The organism is Falsiroseomonas frigidaquae, from assembly GCF_012163145.1.
Lineage (GTDB): Bacteria > Pseudomonadota > Alphaproteobacteria > Acetobacterales > Acetobacteraceae > Falsiroseomonas > Falsiroseomonas frigidaquae.
Window position 1 is genome coordinate 328,061 of record NZ_JAAVTX010000007.1, and the last position, 13,304, is coordinate 341,364.

Here is a 13,304-nt window from a genome sequence, read left to right on the forward strand (position 1 = left end):
TCATCCGGCGCGCCTTCGCGGAACGGATGGAATCGGGGGGCCTGTATCGATGATCGTCGAACGCCGCAAACTCATGCTGCTCGGTGCCTCGGCCCTGGCCGCGCCCGCGCTCGCGCGCAGCGCGCAGGCGCAGGAAGTGACCTTGCGCCTGCACCATTTCCTGCCGCCCGTGTCGAACGTGCACCGCCACTTCCTGATGCCCTGGGCGCAGAAGATCCAGGCGGATTCCGATGGCAAGCTGCGCGTGCAGATCTTCCCCTCGATGCAGCTCGGCGGCGCGCCGCCGCAATTGTTCGACCAGGCGCGCGACGGCGTGGTGGACATCATCTGGACGCTGCCCGGCAACACCCCCGGCCGCTTCCCGAAGATCGAGGTATTCGAGCTGCCCTTCGTCGCAGATCCGCGCGCGAAGCCCAACGCGCTGGCCTGCCAGGAATTCTACCAGACGCATTTGCGCGACGAATTCGCCGATGTGCATCCGATCTGCGTCTGGGCGCATGATGCCGGCGTCGTCCACGCCAACCGCCCGGTACACCGGCTGGAGGACATGCGTGGCCTGAAGCTGCGTTTCCCCAGCCGCCAGGCCGGCGAGGCGCTGCGCGCCCTTGGCGCCGCGCCGATTGGCCTGCCGGTGCCGCAGGTGCCGGAGGCGCTGTCCCAGCGCGTGATCGACGGCGCCGTGGTGCCCTGGGAGATCGTCCCCTCGATCCGGCTGCAGGAGCTGGTGACCCACCATACCGAGATCCTCGGCACCCCCACCTTCTATACGGCCACCTTCATCCTCGCGATGAACAAGGCCCGCTACGCCGCCATGCCGGCCGAGCTGAAGGCGGTGCTGGACGCCAATTCCGGGCTGGCAGCGGCGGAAATGGCGGCCAAGCCGTGGGACGAGCAGGGCCCGGTGGTGCGCGCCCAGGTCGCCCGGCGCCGGCAGAACACCATCTTCCAGCTTCCGCCGGAGGAGAAGCAGCGCTGGATCGAGGCGACGCGCCCGGTGGTGCAGACCTGGATCGCCGAAGCACGGCAGAAAGGCTTCGACGGCGAGGCGCTGCTGGCCGAAGCGCGCCGGCTGATCGACAAACACGGCGCCTGAGCCTGCAGCACCAACCGTTCCGACCTGAACAGTCGGTACGGACCTCCTGCTCCGGATCCTTCAGCTTCCGGAGCACGATCCCCGGGCCGGCGCGCCCCACCGAAAGCAGGAGCGCCGGTTGATGCAGGATCATGCGAGCCCGGATTGGGGGCAGCCGCCCGGCGGCGCCATCAGCTTCGTCGCACGGGGCATGGCGTTGCTCGGCGGCATTTCGCTGCTGGTGGCCGCGCTGGTCACCAGCATCAGCGTGGTGCTGCGCTGGCTGACCAGCCAGCCGATCCGCGGCGATTTCGAGATCGTCTCGATCGCCAGCGGCGCCGGGGTCTTCTTCTTCCTGGCCTATGGCACGCTGATGCGGGCCAACATCCTGGTGGACACCTTCACCACCTGGCTGCCGCGAAGGGTGGCGGGGCTGGTAGACGCGTTCTGGATGCTGGTCTGGGCCGCCGTGACGCTGTGGCTGGCCGAGCGCATGACGATCGGTGCCTGGGAGACCTGGGCGAACGGCATGCGCAGCATCGGGCTGCTCGCCCTGCCCTATTGGTGGGCGGTGGCGATCGGCGCGCTCGCCTTCGGGCTGACCGGGCTGTCGGCGCTGGTCTGGGCGGCACGCTTCGCCCGGGGGCGTTTCTGATGGCACCCGAATTCGCCCTGGCGCTCATCGGCTTCGGCGCGCTGCTGGCGCTGATCGCGCTGCGCGCGCCGGTCGGGCTGGCCATGCTGCTGGTCGGCATGGGCGGCTATGTCCACATCCTCGACTGGACCGCGCTCGGCAACTACCTGAAGACCACGCCCTACCACCTGTTCGCCAACTACACGCTGTCCGTCATTCCGCTGTTCATCCTGATGGGCGCGCTGGCGGAACGCGGCGGGCTGGCGCGGGACCTGTTCGCGGCGGCGAATGCGCTGATCGGGCGCAAGCCGGGCGGCATGGCGATGGGCGTGATCGGTGCCTGCGCCTGTTTCGGCGCGGTCTGCGGCAGCTCCGTCGCCACCACCGCCACCTTCGCCCGCGCCGCCCTGCCGGAGCTGCGGCGCTACGGCTACGATCCCGGCTTCTCCACCGGCACCATCGCGGTGGGCGGCACGCTCGGCATCCTGATCCCGCCCAGCGTCATCCTGGTGATCTATGCCATCAGCACGGAGCAGAACATCGCCAAGCTGTTCATGGCGGCGCTGATCCCCGGCTTGCTGGCGGTGGCGCTCTATCTGCTGGCGATCGCGCTGATGGTGCGCTTCAACCCGAAGCTCGGCCCGCCGGGCGAGGTGCCGAGCGCAGCGGAACGGCGCAGTGCCTTCCTCAACGTGATCCCGGTGCTGCTGATCGCCGTGGTCGTGGTGGGTGGCATCTATGGCGGCGTCTTCACTCCGACCGAGAGCGCCGCCATCGGCTGCATCGGCACGCTGGCTGTGGGCGTGCTGCGCGGCACGCTGCACCCGCGCCAGATCCGTGAAAGCCTTTTCACCAGCGCCGAGACCACGGCGATGATCTTCGTCATCTTGCTGGGCGCGGAGGTGTTCAACGCCTTCCTGGCGCTGTCGCAGGCGCCGGACCTGCTGGGCCTGTGGATCTCGGAGCAGGATTTCCCGCCCTATGCGGTGCTCGGCATCCTGCTGGTCTCCTACATCATCCTCGGCGCGGTGATGGATGAGCTGGCGATGATGCTGCTGACCCTGCCGGTGTTCTTCCCCGTGGTCACCGCGCTGGATTTCGGCCTGACGACGGAGGAGACGGCGATCTGGTTCGGCATCCTGGTGCTGGTGGTGGTCGGCATCGGGCTGACCGCGCCACCGATCGGGCTGAACGTCTTCGTCGTCTCGGGCCTGGCCAAGGACGTGCCGATGGCGCGGATCTATCGCGGCGTGCTGCCCTTCCTGGCGATGGACGTGATCCGCCTCGGCCTGCTGGTCGCCTTCCCGGCGCTCAGCCTGTGGCTGGTGAATGCGCTGAGCTGAGCCGCCTCAGCCCTGCTGGCGCCAGGCCGGGAACGGGTCCGGCAGCTTCGCCCAGCCGCGCACGCCGCGCTGCATTTCCTTGTCGGTCAGCAGGCAGTCCTCGAGCTGCCTCCGCAGCGCGGCCTCATCCATGCCGATGCCGATGAAGACGATCTCCTGCCGCCGGTCGCCGTAAGGCTCCTGCCAATTCGCCTTCACGCCGTCGCGCCATTCGGGTTCCTCCGGCCAGCGCGCCGGATCGGTGGCGGCCCACCAGAAGCCCGCCGCCTCATGCCGCCCGACGGCGCCGGCCAGTTGCCAGGACCCGGCCCAGGGCATGCGGGTGGCGAGCCAGAAAAAGCCCTTGGCGCGCACTACGCCGGGCAGCGGGCCTTCGATCATTCGCTTGAAGCGGCCCGGGTGCAGCGGCCGGCGTGCCTTCCAGACGAAGCTGGTGATGCCGAATTCCTCGGATTCCGGCAGATGCCCACCGGCCAATGCCTGCGCCCAGCCTGCCGCCTGGCTGGCGCGGGTGAAGTCGAAGCGCGCGGTGTCCAGCACCTGGTCCACCGGCACGCGGCCATGGCTGCAGGCGATGATGGCCGCCCCCGGGTTGAAGGTGGCGAGCAGGCCCGAGAGCCGGCCGAGTTCCGCTTCCGTCATCAGATCGGCCTTGTTCAGCACCAGCAGGTCGGCGAATTCCACCTGCTCCACCAGCAGATCCACCAGCAGCCGCGTATCCTCCTCGCCCGTGCCCAGCCCGCGCCGCGCCAGGCTGTCGGCGGAGCCGTAGTCGCGCAGGAAGGCGGGCGCATCGACCACGGTCACCATGCTGTCGATGCGCGTGATGTCGGACAGCGAGAAGCCGTCCTCCGTGCGGAAATCGAAGGTGGCGGCCACCGGCATCGGCTCGCCCACGCCGGTGCTCTCGATCAGCAGCGCGTCGAAGCGGCCGTCGCGGGCCAGCTTGGTGACCTCGATCATCAGATCCTCCCGCAGCGTGCAGCAGATGCAGCCGTTGGACATCTCCACCAGCCGTTCCTCGGTGCGGGACAGGCTGCCGCTATTGGCGACCAGCGCGCCGTCGATATTCACCTCCGACATGTCGTTGACGATGACGGCGACGCGGCGCCCCTCGCGATTGGCCAGGATGTGGTTCAGCAGCGTGGTCTTGCCGGCACCGAGGAAGCCGGACAGCACGGTCACGGGCAGCTTGTTCAGGGGCTCATTCATTCGAGGGGGATCCTTCCCGCTTCATCGAGACACAGCAGCAGGCGCGGCGGGGCGCCCGGTGAACGGGGTGGGGAACGGTGGATGCAGCCCTGGCCGGCATGGCCGGGGAAACCCTCGCCCTTCAGCAGCGCGACCTCCCCGGTCGTCAGGCGGTTGGCGGGCGGCGCCGCGCCGTCGCGTAGCATCCGCGCCACGCGTGCCCCGCCCGGCAGCGCCAGCCATTCGGTGCCCGGGCCGCGATAGGTGCAGAGCAGGCGCAGCCCGACCGCATCGGCATGCCAGCGATGGCAGCCGGGACCGTCCAGCGCCTCCAGCCGCAGGCGCAGGCGGTCCGCCTGGACCAGGTGGGTGAAGATGCGGGCCAGGTGCAGCACATCCAGCAGCAGGTCGATCGGGGCCGGCATCGGCAGGCACTCCGCCATGCGGCCGACCGCTTCTTCCGGCACATCCTCCACCGTCGCGGTGAAGGGGGCGCGTGCGGCCAGCGCGGCGAGGTCGCAGGTCAGGCTGCCGGGCAGACGCCGGTTCCAGATGGCGATGCTGGTGCCAGGCTGCCGGATGCCGGCCAGCACCTGCGGTGCGGAGCCGGCGAGGTTGCTGGCGGGCGGGTCGGCGCCGGCGGTTGAACCCTCCGGCGCTGCGAAGCCTTCGATGAGCATGCGGGACCGTACTGAATGTTATAGTATAACATAACATCATTGTGGCATGGCAGCAAGGCTCGGCGGAAAACATAGGCATCCGACTAACCATTCTTGCCTGCCGGTCGAAATCGTGGTTACTAAGCCATATGACTAACCATTCCGCGACGCTGGACCGCGCCTTCCAGGCGCTTGCCGACCCCACCCGCCGTGCCATCCTGGCCCGGCTCGGCAGCGGCCCTGCCTCCGTCAGCCGCCTTGCCGAACCCTTCACCATGGCGATGCCCACGCTGCTCCAGCACATCCGTGTTCTGGAGCAGGGCGGCCTGATCGGCACGGAGAAGGTGGGCCGCACCCGCATCTGCGCCCTGCGCCCGGATGCGTTGCGGGAGACGGAGGGTTGGCTGGCGCGCCAGCGCGCGGCCTGGGAAGGCCGGCTGGACCGGTTGGACGCCTATCTCCTCACCATGAAGGACGCGACGGATGAAAGCTGACCCGCATGAGCTGGACCTGGTGCTGACCCGCATCGTGCCGGTGCCGCGCCGCCTGGTCTGGCTGGCCTGGACCCGCCCGGAACACCTGGTGAAGTGGTTCACCCCCGCGCCCTGGCGGACGCTGGAGGCGGAGATCGACCTGCGCCCGGGCGGCATCTTCCGCACCGTGATGCAGGGGCCGGAGGGTCCGCCGATGGACAATGCCGGCTGCTACCTGGAGGTGGTGGAGAATGAGCGCCTGGTCTTCACCGACGCGCTGTTGCCCGGCTGGCGCCCCGCCCCCAACCCCTTCTTCACCGCCATGCTGGCGCTGGAAGCGGTGGAAGGCGGCACCCGCTACACCGCCCGCGCCATGCACAAGGATTCAGCGGACCGCGAGAAGCATGCCGCCATGGGTTTCGCCGATGGCTGGGGCAAGGCGCTGGACCAGCTTGTCGAGGTGGCGCGCGGGATGCCGGACTAGGCTTTCCCCAGCCGCCCCTCCGCCACCACCAGCCGGGTACCATGGAACTCCGCCACCGCCGGGCGGTGCGCGATGGACAGGATGCCGGTCTCCGGCAGCCGCTCCGTCACCAGCCGGTACATCGCCGCCTCCGCCGCAGGGTCGAGGCTGGCGGTGGCCTCGTCGAGGAACAGGAAATCGGGCCGGGTCAGCAGCGCGCGGGCGAAAGCGAGGCGCTGCTGTTCGCCGCCGGACAGGCGCCGGTCCCACACATCCTCCACATCCAGCCGGTCCAGCAGCCGCGCCAGGCCGACATCCTCCAGCGCCGCGCGCACCTCGGCATCCGGCACCAGCGCCGCGTCCAGCGGGTAGCAGACCGCGCGGCGCAGCGACCCCAGCGGCAGATAGGGCCGCTGCGGCAGGAACAGCGCGCGCGCCCCCGCGGGCACATGCACCGCGCCGGCGCCGAACGGCCAGATGCCCGCCAGCGCCCGGAACAGCGTGGACTTGCCGCTGCCGGAGGCGCCGGAGATCAGCACCGCCTGCCCCTTCTCCAGCCGCAGCGCCACGTCGCGCATCAGCACCCGGCCATCCGGCAGACTGAGCGTGACGCCCGCCATGGTCACCGCCTGATCGGCGCCCGCCACGGGTTGCGGACCGGCGCTCGTCGCGCGGGCCTTGGCGATGGCAAGCTGGAAGCCGGTGAGGCGTTCCACCGTCGCCCGCCATTCGGTCAGCCGGGCATAGCTGGCGACGAACCAGGACAGCGCGCCCTGCACCTCGCCAAAGGCGCTGCTGGTCTGGATCAACCCGCCGAGCGGAATGCTGCCGGCGAAATAGGCCGGTGCCGCCACCACGATGGGGAAGATGCTGGCGACCTGGGCATAGCCGGCGGTGAAGAAAGTCAGCCGCTTGGTGGCGGTCATGATCGCCCACCAGTTCGAGGTCAGCGCATGGAAGCGTGTCAGCAGGCCGCGCTTCTCATCCGCCTCGCCATTGTGCAGGGCCACGCCCTCCACATTGTCGCGCAGCCGCACAAGGGCGTAGCGGAAATCCGCCTCCACCCGCTGCTGCAGAAAGTTCAGGCGGATCAACGGCCGGCCGATCAGGTGGGCGAGCCAGGTGCCCAGCGCCGAATACAGGATGGCCACCCACACCATGTAGCCAGGGATCGAGACGCCGAAGACCTCGAGCGGCCCGGACAGCGACCACAGCACGAAGATGAAGGAGAACAGTGTCACCACGGAGGACATCAGGCCGAGCCCCAGCGTCAGCGTGTCATCCACGAACAGCCGCAGGTCATCGGCCACGCGCTGGTCGGGGTTGTCGGTGGCCGGATCGGTCAGGGCGATGCGGTAATAGGCGCGGTCGGCCAGCCAATCATCCAGGTAGCGCCCGGTCAGCCAGCGGCGCCAGCGGATCTGCAGGGCCTGCTGCAGGTAAAGCTGGTAGACCGCGATCAGGATGTAGGCGACGGCGAGCACCGCGAAGCCGGGAAACCAGGTTCCCGCGGCCTCCCCGCCCAGGAAGATCAGCGACCAGAAGGCGCCGGCATCCTTCGCCTCCAGCGCGTTGTAGAAGGCGCGCTGCCAGTAGGTCAGCACCACCGTCATGCCGACCAGCGACAGGTTCAGCACAACCACCGCCGCCAGCAGCAGCCTGGCGCGGCCTTTTTCCTCACTCGTCCAGTACGGGCGCGTCAGCGCCCAGGCGTCACGCAGGAAGGAGCCGAGGCGGCGCATGGCGGGCGGTATCCAGAAAGGTCAGCCGGCGCGCAGCGCCTCATCCAGGCGGGCCCGCCAGGCGGCGATGCGGCGCGCATTCACACCGAAATCGTAATAGCCCAGCAGGCTGCGCGAATACAGGAAGATGCCGGAGCCGCCGACGAGCGGCACCACCTGGCCGTTCACCAGGTCCGGGAAGTTCATCAGGCGGGACCGGACCACCCATTGCACCTGCCGCCGTTCCGGCCATTCCGCCATCTTCCAGCAGCGCAGCTCCGCCTCCCCCAGCATCCGCAGCGCCGCCCAGGCGGCTTCCGGCGAGACCGGCAGCAGTGGCTGGGCCACATGGGGCTGGGTGGTGGCGCCGGGTGGGGATAGCAGCGCGGCGTTGGGAGAGGCCGGCAGCACCAGCCGGCTGAAATCCACCGGCTCGGCCGGCGGCAGGCCGGCCGTGCCACGGCCGCGCAGCTTCGCGGCCTGGCTCATGCCTTCGGGTCCGTCTCGTCGCGGCTCGCCGCGGGCCCGTCGTTGAAGCCCGCCGCGGCACCGGAACCCGCCTGCGGCGCGCGCAGGCGGATCACGCCGCGAATGGCCGTATCGGTGCCCACCGGCTTGCCCTTCCGCAGCACCTCGACCTGCCCGGCGCGGGCCAGACGGATGGCCGCGGCGCGGATCGGGCCCATCAGGCGCCGCCAGGCGTCCTCCTCCGGCGCCAGCGCGCGGGCGACCTCGCTGGGACAGATGCTCTTCTCCGGCCCGCGCAGGGCCGTCTGGCGGAGGATTTCGGCTGTGATCGCTTCGGGGGAGGTCATGTGCGCCTAGCTGATACCCCGCGCCCGCAGCCCCGCCGCCGCAGGTGGCAGGTTCCGCAGGTCGTCGGGCCTCGGGGGACAGGCCCGGAAGCAAGGGCCAAGACAAAGGAGTTTAGGCGATTCGGCCGGCGGCGGAAAACAGGAGAGTTTCGGCGGGCCTCGGGCTTCACGGGACCAGCCAGCCGGCCTCCGGCGCCCCCGGCAGGGAACCAGGCTCCGGCCAGGCGAAGCGGGCCCGCCGATGCCCGCCGGCGGCCAGATGCAGCCATTCCAGTCGATCGATCCGTAGCAGGATGACGCAGAAATTCGGCCGCCCGGCCTCGGCATCCAGCGGCGCCGGCGGTGGTGCGGCACAGGGCGTGCCGGGCGCGGGTTCGATCGCGTAGCACATCCGGCTGAAGTCGCGGCTGGCCGCCCAGGCGGCATCGGCCACCGGATCCGTGCCATGCAGCGTCGCCACCCCCGCCAGCCGAAGCTGCACCGCAGCGCCCGGATCATACAGATGCAGGCTGGCGCGCGGCTCCGCGGCCAACTCCGCCACCTTGGCGGCGCGCTGGTCGGTATGGATGCGAAGCTGCCGCGCGGCCGCGTCGAAGCCGCGCAGCACCACGGTGCGGGCGGCCGGCGCGCCATCGGCGGCCAGTGTCGCCAATGTCGGCGTATGGAAAGGGTGGCGGCGATCGGCGACGCCATGGGCGATCAGGCGGAATGCCTCGGCCAGCGTCGCATCGAGGCTCGGGACGTCCAGGCTCGGATCCTGAAGGCCGGGCGCCGCGCTCATGTGCTCCGGATCGCGGCGACCAGGGCGCCGGCACTGTCCACCGCCGCCTCGGCCCGGGCGCCGATGCACCAGTCGCCGGCAGCCCCCAGCCCGAGCGAGGCGTCCCACAGGCAGGGCGCGCCGAGCGGCGCCTCCACCAGCGCGTGGCGCCAGCGATGCGCGGATTGATAGAAGGGCTCGGGCAGCGCCGTGTCGGGGGCGTGTTCCGCGGCCAGGCTGGCGAAGGCCTCAAGCAGCTTCGCCGCGGCGTCTTCCGCCGTCAGTTCCAGATGCTCCCGCGACCATTCCGGGCCGGCCTGCACCACCCACAGCTCCAGGCTGGCATCGCGGCCGGGCTTCGAACTGTCGCGTGCCGCCCAGCCGATCGGGCCGCTATGCAGGCGGATCGTGTCCGGCAGCGGCAGTCGCTCGGGGAAGGCGAGCATCAGCGCCCAGCAGGGCTCGAAGCGCACCGATTCCAGTGTGGAGGCCAGATGCGGCGCCGGGCCCAGCAGCAGCGCCTGCGCCTGGGGTGCCGGCAGCGCCAGGATCACCGCATCGAACGGCCCCTCCACCTCCGGCGCCTGGGTCGGAAAGGGCCGGCCGGGGCGGACCAGTCGCGCGTCCAGATGATGCACATGCCAGGCACCCGGCTCGCCGGTGATGGCGCTGACATGGCGCATCAGGTCGATATCCATGCCCTCCGCCAGCGCGCGCGGAACCGAGGACATGCGCGGCACGCCGACACGGCGCCCGGCATCGGGCCATTCCTGCGCATTGGCCGCATCCAGCACCGCGGCGAAGGGCGCGCCATGGGCGGTCAGGTATTGCGCGCCATGATCGAAGTTCAGCACATGCCCGCCCGCCTCCACGCGCCGCGTCGTCATCCGCCCGCCGGGGCTGCGGCCCTTGTCGAACAGGCGCAGGCGGACGTCATAGGCGGCGAGGGTCTTGGCGCAGGCAAGGCCGGCCAGGCCGGCGCCAACGATGGCAATGTCTTTGGGTGGCATAAGGCCCTGTATGGCGTGCCGGGCCAGCTAGGCAAGGGTCTTGTGCGATGCGGAAATCCGCCGCCTCGCGTCCTCTGGGACACAGCATGGCGCCCAGGCTGCTTCTCACGCACTCGTGCCAGCTCCGGGTAACCCTATCCGGCCGCGCTGGGTTTAGCCTTGCGAGCTGGAGGATTGATGGCATGCAGTCGGAGCCGCAGACCTTGCTGCTCGTCGAGGACGACCCCCTGGTGCGGATGACCCTGGTCGAGGGTCTGACCGATGCCGGATTCACGGTGCTGGAGGCGGAGGATGCGGAGGCCGCGCTGGGCCTGCTCGCCCGCCGGCCGGAGATCGACGTGCTGCTGACCGACATCAACCTGCCGGGCGCGGATGGCTTCGACCTGTCGCATGCGGCGCGGCAGCTGCGGCCGCTGCTGCCGGTGCTCTATGCCTCCGGCCGTTTCCGCGCGGCGGAGCCGGGGCGCGGGCTGCCCGGCGCGCCTTTCCTGGCCAAGCCCTTCACCGTGGCCCGGGCGGCGGAGGCGATCGGGGAGCTTCTGCGGTAGTCAGCCGAGCCGGGCCAGGACCTGGTCGATGAAGATGGGCGCGGCGCCGAGATAACCCGCCGGGTCGGTCAACCGGGCGATGCCCGCCGCATCCAGATGTGCCGTGACGCGCGGGTCGCGGGCCAGCGCCTCGTCCAGCGTGATCTTCTCCTCCAACGCCACGTCACAGGCGTGGTGCACCAGATCATGCGCCGGGTTGCGGCCGAGCAGCGGGGCCAGGCCCATCATCACCGCCTCCGCCACGATCAGCCCGCGCGATTCATCGAGGTTGCGGCGCATGCGGGCGGCATCCACCACCACCCCCTCCCCCAGCAGCAGCGCCTGGGACAGCGCGCCATGCGCGTAGAGGAAGATCTGCGGCAGGGCCAGTTGCTCCACCTGCTGCCCGCCGGCGCCGCGTTCATGCTCATGCGCCATGGCGCCGAGCACCTGCGGCAGCAGGGTCTGCGCGGCGCGGGCCTGGGCGATGACGTATTCGCAGGCGATCGGGTTGCGCTTCTGCGGCATGGCCGAACTGCCGCCCCGGCCCGGCGCCGCGGGCTCCGAAGCCTCGGCGACCTCGGACTGCATCAGCAGCATGATGTCGGTGGCCATCTTCGCCAGGCAGCCGGTCAGCATGGCGAGCCAGCAGGCGGCCTCCGCCATGCCGTCGCGCGCCACATGCCAGGGGATCGCCGGCACCGCCAGGTCGAGCTCCGCCGCCAGTTCCCGCTGCACCGCCAGGCCATCCTGGCCGAGCGAGGCCAGCGTGCCGGCGGCGCCGCCGAATTGCAGCCGCAGCATGCGCGGCCGCGCCTGCGCCAGCCGTTCCCGCATGGTCAGCAACGGATCCAGCCACAGCGCCACCTTGTGCCCGAAGGTGATGGGCAGCGCCTGCTGCGCATGGGTGCGCCCGGCCATGACGGTGTCGCGATGCGCCCGGGCCAGCCGCGCCAGTGCGGCAACCAGCCGGTCGAGATCCGCCTCGATCCGCGCGAAGGCGTCGCGCATCTGCAGCACGAAGGCGCTGTCGGTGATGTCCTGGGTAGTGGTGCCCCAATGGGTCCAGCGCCCCGCTTCCGGCCCGGCCGCGGCGGCAAGCTGCTTGACCAGCCCGACCACGGCGAAGCCGGTGTTGCGGGTGGCCGCCGCCAGCGCCGGGATATCCAGCATCTCGACCCGCGCCGCCGCGGTGATGGCGGTCGCGGCCTCCGCCGGGATCAGGCCGAGCCGCGCCTGGGCGCGGGCCAGCGCCGCCTCCACATCCAGCATGCGCTGGAGGAAGGCGCGCTCGCCAATGATGGCGCGCATCGCATCGCTGCCGAAGACCGCGCCGAAGACCGGCCCGTCGCCCGGGGAAACGCTCATACGTCGAGGAACACCGTCTCGTTCTCACCCTGCAGCCGGATGTCCAGCCGCCAGGTGCCACCGCCTTCCGGCTGGGCGATCAGCGTGGAGCGGCGAGCGGGGTCCACCAGGTTCAGCACCGGATCGGCCGCGTTCAGCGCCTCATTCGCGAAGTAGGCGCGGGTGACGACATGCTTCATCAGGCCGCGGGCGAAGATCGTCACCACGATGTGCGGCGCCTGCGTCGCATTGCCGAGGCCCGGCACGGCGCCGGGCTTCAGCGTGGTGAAGCGGAACACGCCGTCCTCGTTGCTGGCGCAGCGGCCGAAGCCGTGGAAGCCGGCGCCGTAGGCCCCGTCCGGCCCGGCCTGCCAGATCTCCACCAGCGCATCGACGCAGGGCGCGCCATCGCCATCGGTGATGCGGCCTGTGAGCGTGATGCGTTCCCCGGCCACGCCCGCATTCGGCCCGCCCGGGCGCAGCAGGTCGGCCCATTCGGGAAAATCGATCATGTGCCAGTAGGGGCCGGCGGTCTGGCTTGCCGTCGCCGGGATCGGCGCGGTCATTAGGGCGCGGGTCATGGCGCGTTCTCGAAGGGGGTGGCGGCGGGGCCGCGCAGCACGATGTCGAAGCGGTAGCCAAGCGCCCATTCGGGCCTGGTGATGTCCAGGTCGAAGGTCGAGACCAGCCGGTTGCGCGCCGCCTCATCCGCCGTGCAGTTGAACACCGGGTCCAGCGGCAGCAGCGGGTCGCCCGGGAAATACATCTGGGTGATCATGCGCTGCGCGAAGCCCGCGCCATGCAGGCCGAAATGGATGTGGATGGGCCGCCAGGCATTGGCGTGGTTGCGCCAGGGATAGGCGCCGGGCTTGATGCTGACGAAGCTGTAATTGCCCTCCGCATCGGTGAACAGCCGCGCCCGCCCCTCGAAATTCGGGTCCAGCGGCGCATCGTGCTGGTCGCGCGGGTGGTGGTAGCGGCCGGAAGAATTGGCCTGCCAGACCTCGACCATCGCGCCGCGCAGCGGGCGGCCATCCTCATCCGTCACGCGTCCGGCGACGATGATGCGTTCCCCCATCGCGGCGCGGCCGTTCACCTGCGACATGTCGACCTGCGGCGGGTAGAAGGCCGGGTCGAAGCGCGGGCCGCTGGTCTCGGTCAGCGTATGCGGCACCACCACCAGCTTCTGCTTCGGGTGGCGCTTATGCGTGCTGCCGTATTCCGGCGCGTCATAGGGCGGCTGCGTCGCCGGGTCCGGCCGGCGGAACGGGATGGGGTCGGGCATCTGC

The 13,304-nt window shown here is 70.5% G+C and carries 16 protein-coding genes; 6 read left to right on the top strand and 10 right to left on the bottom strand.

All coding sequences use genetic code 11. The annotated features are described in order from the left end of the window. Positions 1–49: 49 nt before the first annotated feature. The 3 genes from HB662_RS24190 to HB662_RS24200 all read left to right on the top strand — a co-directional run bounded on the left by HB662_RS24190 (position 50) and on the right by HB662_RS24200 (position 3,049). Positions 50–1,093: a TRAP transporter substrate-binding protein gene (locus tag HB662_RS24190; protein WP_209443459.1), complete on the top strand. Its 1,044-nt coding sequence runs from the start codon at positions 50–52 to the stop codon at positions 1,091–1,093. A gap of 121 nt (positions 1,094–1,214) precedes the next feature. Next, on the top strand, positions 1,215–1,727 hold the full coding sequence (locus HB662_RS24195) for a TRAP transporter small permease (protein ID WP_168053690.1): 513 nt from the start codon (positions 1,215–1,217) through the stop codon (positions 1,725–1,727). Next, a complete protein-coding gene (locus HB662_RS24200; protein WP_168053692.1) occupies positions 1,727–3,049 on the top strand; it encodes a TRAP transporter large permease in 1,323 nt (440 codons plus the stop codon). The genes HB662_RS24195 and HB662_RS24200 overlap by 1 nt, the downstream gene beginning before the upstream one ends. A 6-nt stretch (positions 3,050–3,055) precedes the next feature. Here the strand turns inward: HB662_RS24200 and zigA are convergent, their stop codons facing one another. Both zigA and HB662_RS24210 read right to left on the bottom strand, forming a co-directional pair. Then, entirely contained in the window at positions 3,056–4,261 is a 1,206-nt protein-coding gene (gene zigA, locus HB662_RS24205; protein WP_280865429.1) for a zinc metallochaperone GTPase ZigA, read from the bottom strand. After that, positions 4,258–4,920, bottom strand: a complete 663-nt coding sequence (locus tag HB662_RS24210) for a DUF1826 domain-containing protein (RefSeq protein WP_168053694.1) — start codon at positions 4,918–4,920, stop codon at positions 4,258–4,260. The genes zigA and HB662_RS24210 overlap by 4 nt, the downstream gene beginning before the upstream one ends. A gap of 128 nt (positions 4,921–5,048) precedes the next feature. Here HB662_RS24210 and HB662_RS24215 point away from each other — a divergent pair, with 128 nt between their 5' ends. Continuing rightward, positions 5,049–5,393: an ArsR/SmtB family transcription factor gene (locus HB662_RS24215; protein ID WP_168053696.1), complete on the top strand. Its 345-nt coding sequence runs from the start codon at positions 5,049–5,051 to the stop codon at positions 5,391–5,393. Then, positions 5,383–5,856, top strand: a complete 474-nt coding sequence (locus tag HB662_RS24220) for an SRPBCC family protein (RefSeq protein WP_168053698.1) — start codon at positions 5,383–5,385, stop codon at positions 5,854–5,856. The genes HB662_RS24215 and HB662_RS24220 overlap by 11 nt, the downstream gene beginning before the upstream one ends. Here the strand turns inward: HB662_RS24220 and HB662_RS24225 are convergent. The 5 genes from HB662_RS24225 to HB662_RS24245 form a co-directional block, all read right to left on the bottom strand. Then, positions 5,853–7,577, bottom strand: coding sequence for an ABC transporter ATP-binding protein/permease (locus tag HB662_RS24225; RefSeq protein WP_168053700.1), 1,725 nt, complete (start codon positions 7,575–7,577; stop codon positions 5,853–5,855). The two genes, HB662_RS24220 and HB662_RS24225, sit on opposite strands and share 4 nt — an antisense overlap. 21 nt (positions 7,578–7,598) lie before the next feature. Continuing rightward, positions 7,599–8,045 carry a DUF1499 domain-containing protein gene (locus HB662_RS24230; protein WP_168053702.1) on the bottom strand — a complete coding sequence of 149 codons (447 nt, stop codon included), beginning with the start codon at positions 8,043–8,045 and terminating at the stop codon, positions 7,599–7,601. After that, a complete protein-coding gene (locus HB662_RS24235; protein WP_168053704.1) occupies positions 8,042–8,371 on the bottom strand; it encodes a DUF3253 domain-containing protein in 330 nt (109 codons plus the stop codon). Before HB662_RS24235 ends, HB662_RS24230 begins: the two co-directional genes overlap by 4 nt. A gap of 166 nt (positions 8,372–8,537) precedes the next feature. Beyond that, positions 8,538–9,152 carry a pyridoxamine 5'-phosphate oxidase family protein gene (locus HB662_RS24240; protein ID WP_168053706.1) on the bottom strand — a complete coding sequence of 205 codons (615 nt, stop codon included), beginning with the start codon at positions 9,150–9,152 and terminating at the stop codon, positions 8,538–8,540. Beyond that, a complete protein-coding gene (locus HB662_RS24245) occupies positions 9,149–10,141 on the bottom strand; it encodes an NAD(P)/FAD-dependent oxidoreductase (RefSeq protein ID WP_168053708.1) in 993 nt (330 codons plus the stop codon). Before HB662_RS24245 ends, HB662_RS24240 begins: the two co-directional genes overlap by 4 nt. 182 nt (positions 10,142–10,323) lie before the next feature. On the opposite strand from HB662_RS24245, the gene HB662_RS24250 reads away from it, so the two are divergent. Further along, positions 10,324–10,689 (top strand): response regulator, encoded by a 366-nt coding sequence (locus HB662_RS24250; RefSeq protein ID WP_168053710.1) that lies wholly within the window; start codon positions 10,324–10,326, stop codon positions 10,687–10,689. On the opposite strand, the gene pcaB is transcribed toward HB662_RS24250, so the two are convergent. The 3 genes from pcaB to pcaH are packed head-to-tail and all read right to left on the bottom strand — an operon-like array spanning position 10,690 to position 13,300. Next, positions 10,690–12,036 carry a 3-carboxy-cis,cis-muconate cycloisomerase gene (gene pcaB / locus HB662_RS24255; protein WP_168053712.1) on the bottom strand — a complete coding sequence of 449 codons (1,347 nt, stop codon included), beginning with the start codon at positions 12,034–12,036 and terminating at the stop codon, positions 10,690–10,692. Next, entirely contained in the window at positions 12,033–12,596 is a 564-nt protein-coding gene (gene pcaG, locus HB662_RS24260; protein ID WP_245185869.1) for a protocatechuate 3,4-dioxygenase subunit alpha, read from the bottom strand. The genes pcaB and pcaG overlap by 4 nt, the downstream gene beginning before the upstream one ends. Beyond that, the gene (gene pcaH / locus HB662_RS24265) at positions 12,593–13,300 is read right to left on the bottom strand and encodes a protocatechuate 3,4-dioxygenase subunit beta (RefSeq protein WP_168053714.1); all 708 of its coding nucleotides are present in this window, start codon (positions 13,298–13,300) and stop codon (positions 12,593–12,595) included. Before pcaH ends, pcaG begins: the two co-directional genes overlap by 4 nt. Positions 13,301–13,304: the final 4 nt, after the last annotated feature.

Bases quoted from the DNA above. Each gene is read 5' to 3' on its own strand.
- HB662_RS24190 (WP_209443459.1), top strand. From the start codon at position 50: ATGATCGTCGAACGCCGCAAACTCATGCTGCTCGGTGCCTCGGCCCTG.
- HB662_RS24195 (WP_168053690.1), top strand. From the start codon at position 1,215: ATGCAGGATCATGCGAGCCCGGATTGGGGGCAGCCGCCCGGCGGCGCC.
- HB662_RS24200 (WP_168053692.1), top strand. From the start codon at position 1,727: ATGGCACCCGAATTCGCCCTGGCGCTCATCGGCTTCGGCGCGCTGCTG.
- zigA (WP_280865429.1), bottom strand. From the start codon at position 4,261: ATGAATGAGCCCCTGAACAAGCTGCCCGTGACCGTGCTGTCCGGCTTC.
- HB662_RS24210 (WP_168053694.1), bottom strand. From the start codon at position 4,920: ATGCTCATCGAAGGCTTCGCAGCGCCGGAGGGTTCAACCGCCGGCGCC.
- HB662_RS24215 (WP_168053696.1), top strand. From the start codon at position 5,049: ATGACTAACCATTCCGCGACGCTGGACCGCGCCTTCCAGGCGCTTGCC.
- HB662_RS24220 (WP_168053698.1), top strand. From the start codon at position 5,383: ATGAAAGCTGACCCGCATGAGCTGGACCTGGTGCTGACCCGCATCGTG.
- HB662_RS24225 (WP_168053700.1), bottom strand. From the start codon at position 7,577: ATGCGCCGCCTCGGCTCCTTCCTGCGTGACGCCTGGGCGCTGACGCGC.
- HB662_RS24230 (WP_168053702.1), bottom strand. From the start codon at position 8,045: ATGAGCCAGGCCGCGAAGCTGCGCGGCCGTGGCACGGCCGGCCTGCCG.
- HB662_RS24235 (WP_168053704.1), bottom strand. From the start codon at position 8,371: ATGACCTCCCCCGAAGCGATCACAGCCGAAATCCTCCGCCAGACGGCC.
- HB662_RS24240 (WP_168053706.1), bottom strand. From the start codon at position 9,152: ATGAGCGCGGCGCCCGGCCTTCAGGATCCGAGCCTGGACGTCCCGAGC.
- HB662_RS24245 (WP_168053708.1), bottom strand. From the start codon at position 10,141: ATGCCACCCAAAGACATTGCCATCGTTGGCGCCGGCCTGGCCGGCCTT.
- HB662_RS24250 (WP_168053710.1), top strand. From the start codon at position 10,324: ATGCAGTCGGAGCCGCAGACCTTGCTGCTCGTCGAGGACGACCCCCTG.
- pcaB (WP_168053712.1), bottom strand. From the start codon at position 12,036: ATGAGCGTTTCCCCGGGCGACGGGCCGGTCTTCGGCGCGGTCTTCGGC.
- pcaG (WP_245185869.1), bottom strand. From the start codon at position 12,596: ATGACCCGCGCCCTAATGACCGCGCCGATCCCGGCGACGGCAAGCCAG.
- pcaH (WP_168053714.1), bottom strand. From the start codon at position 13,300: ATGCCCGACCCCATCCCGTTCCGCCGGCCGGACCCGGCGACGCAGCCG.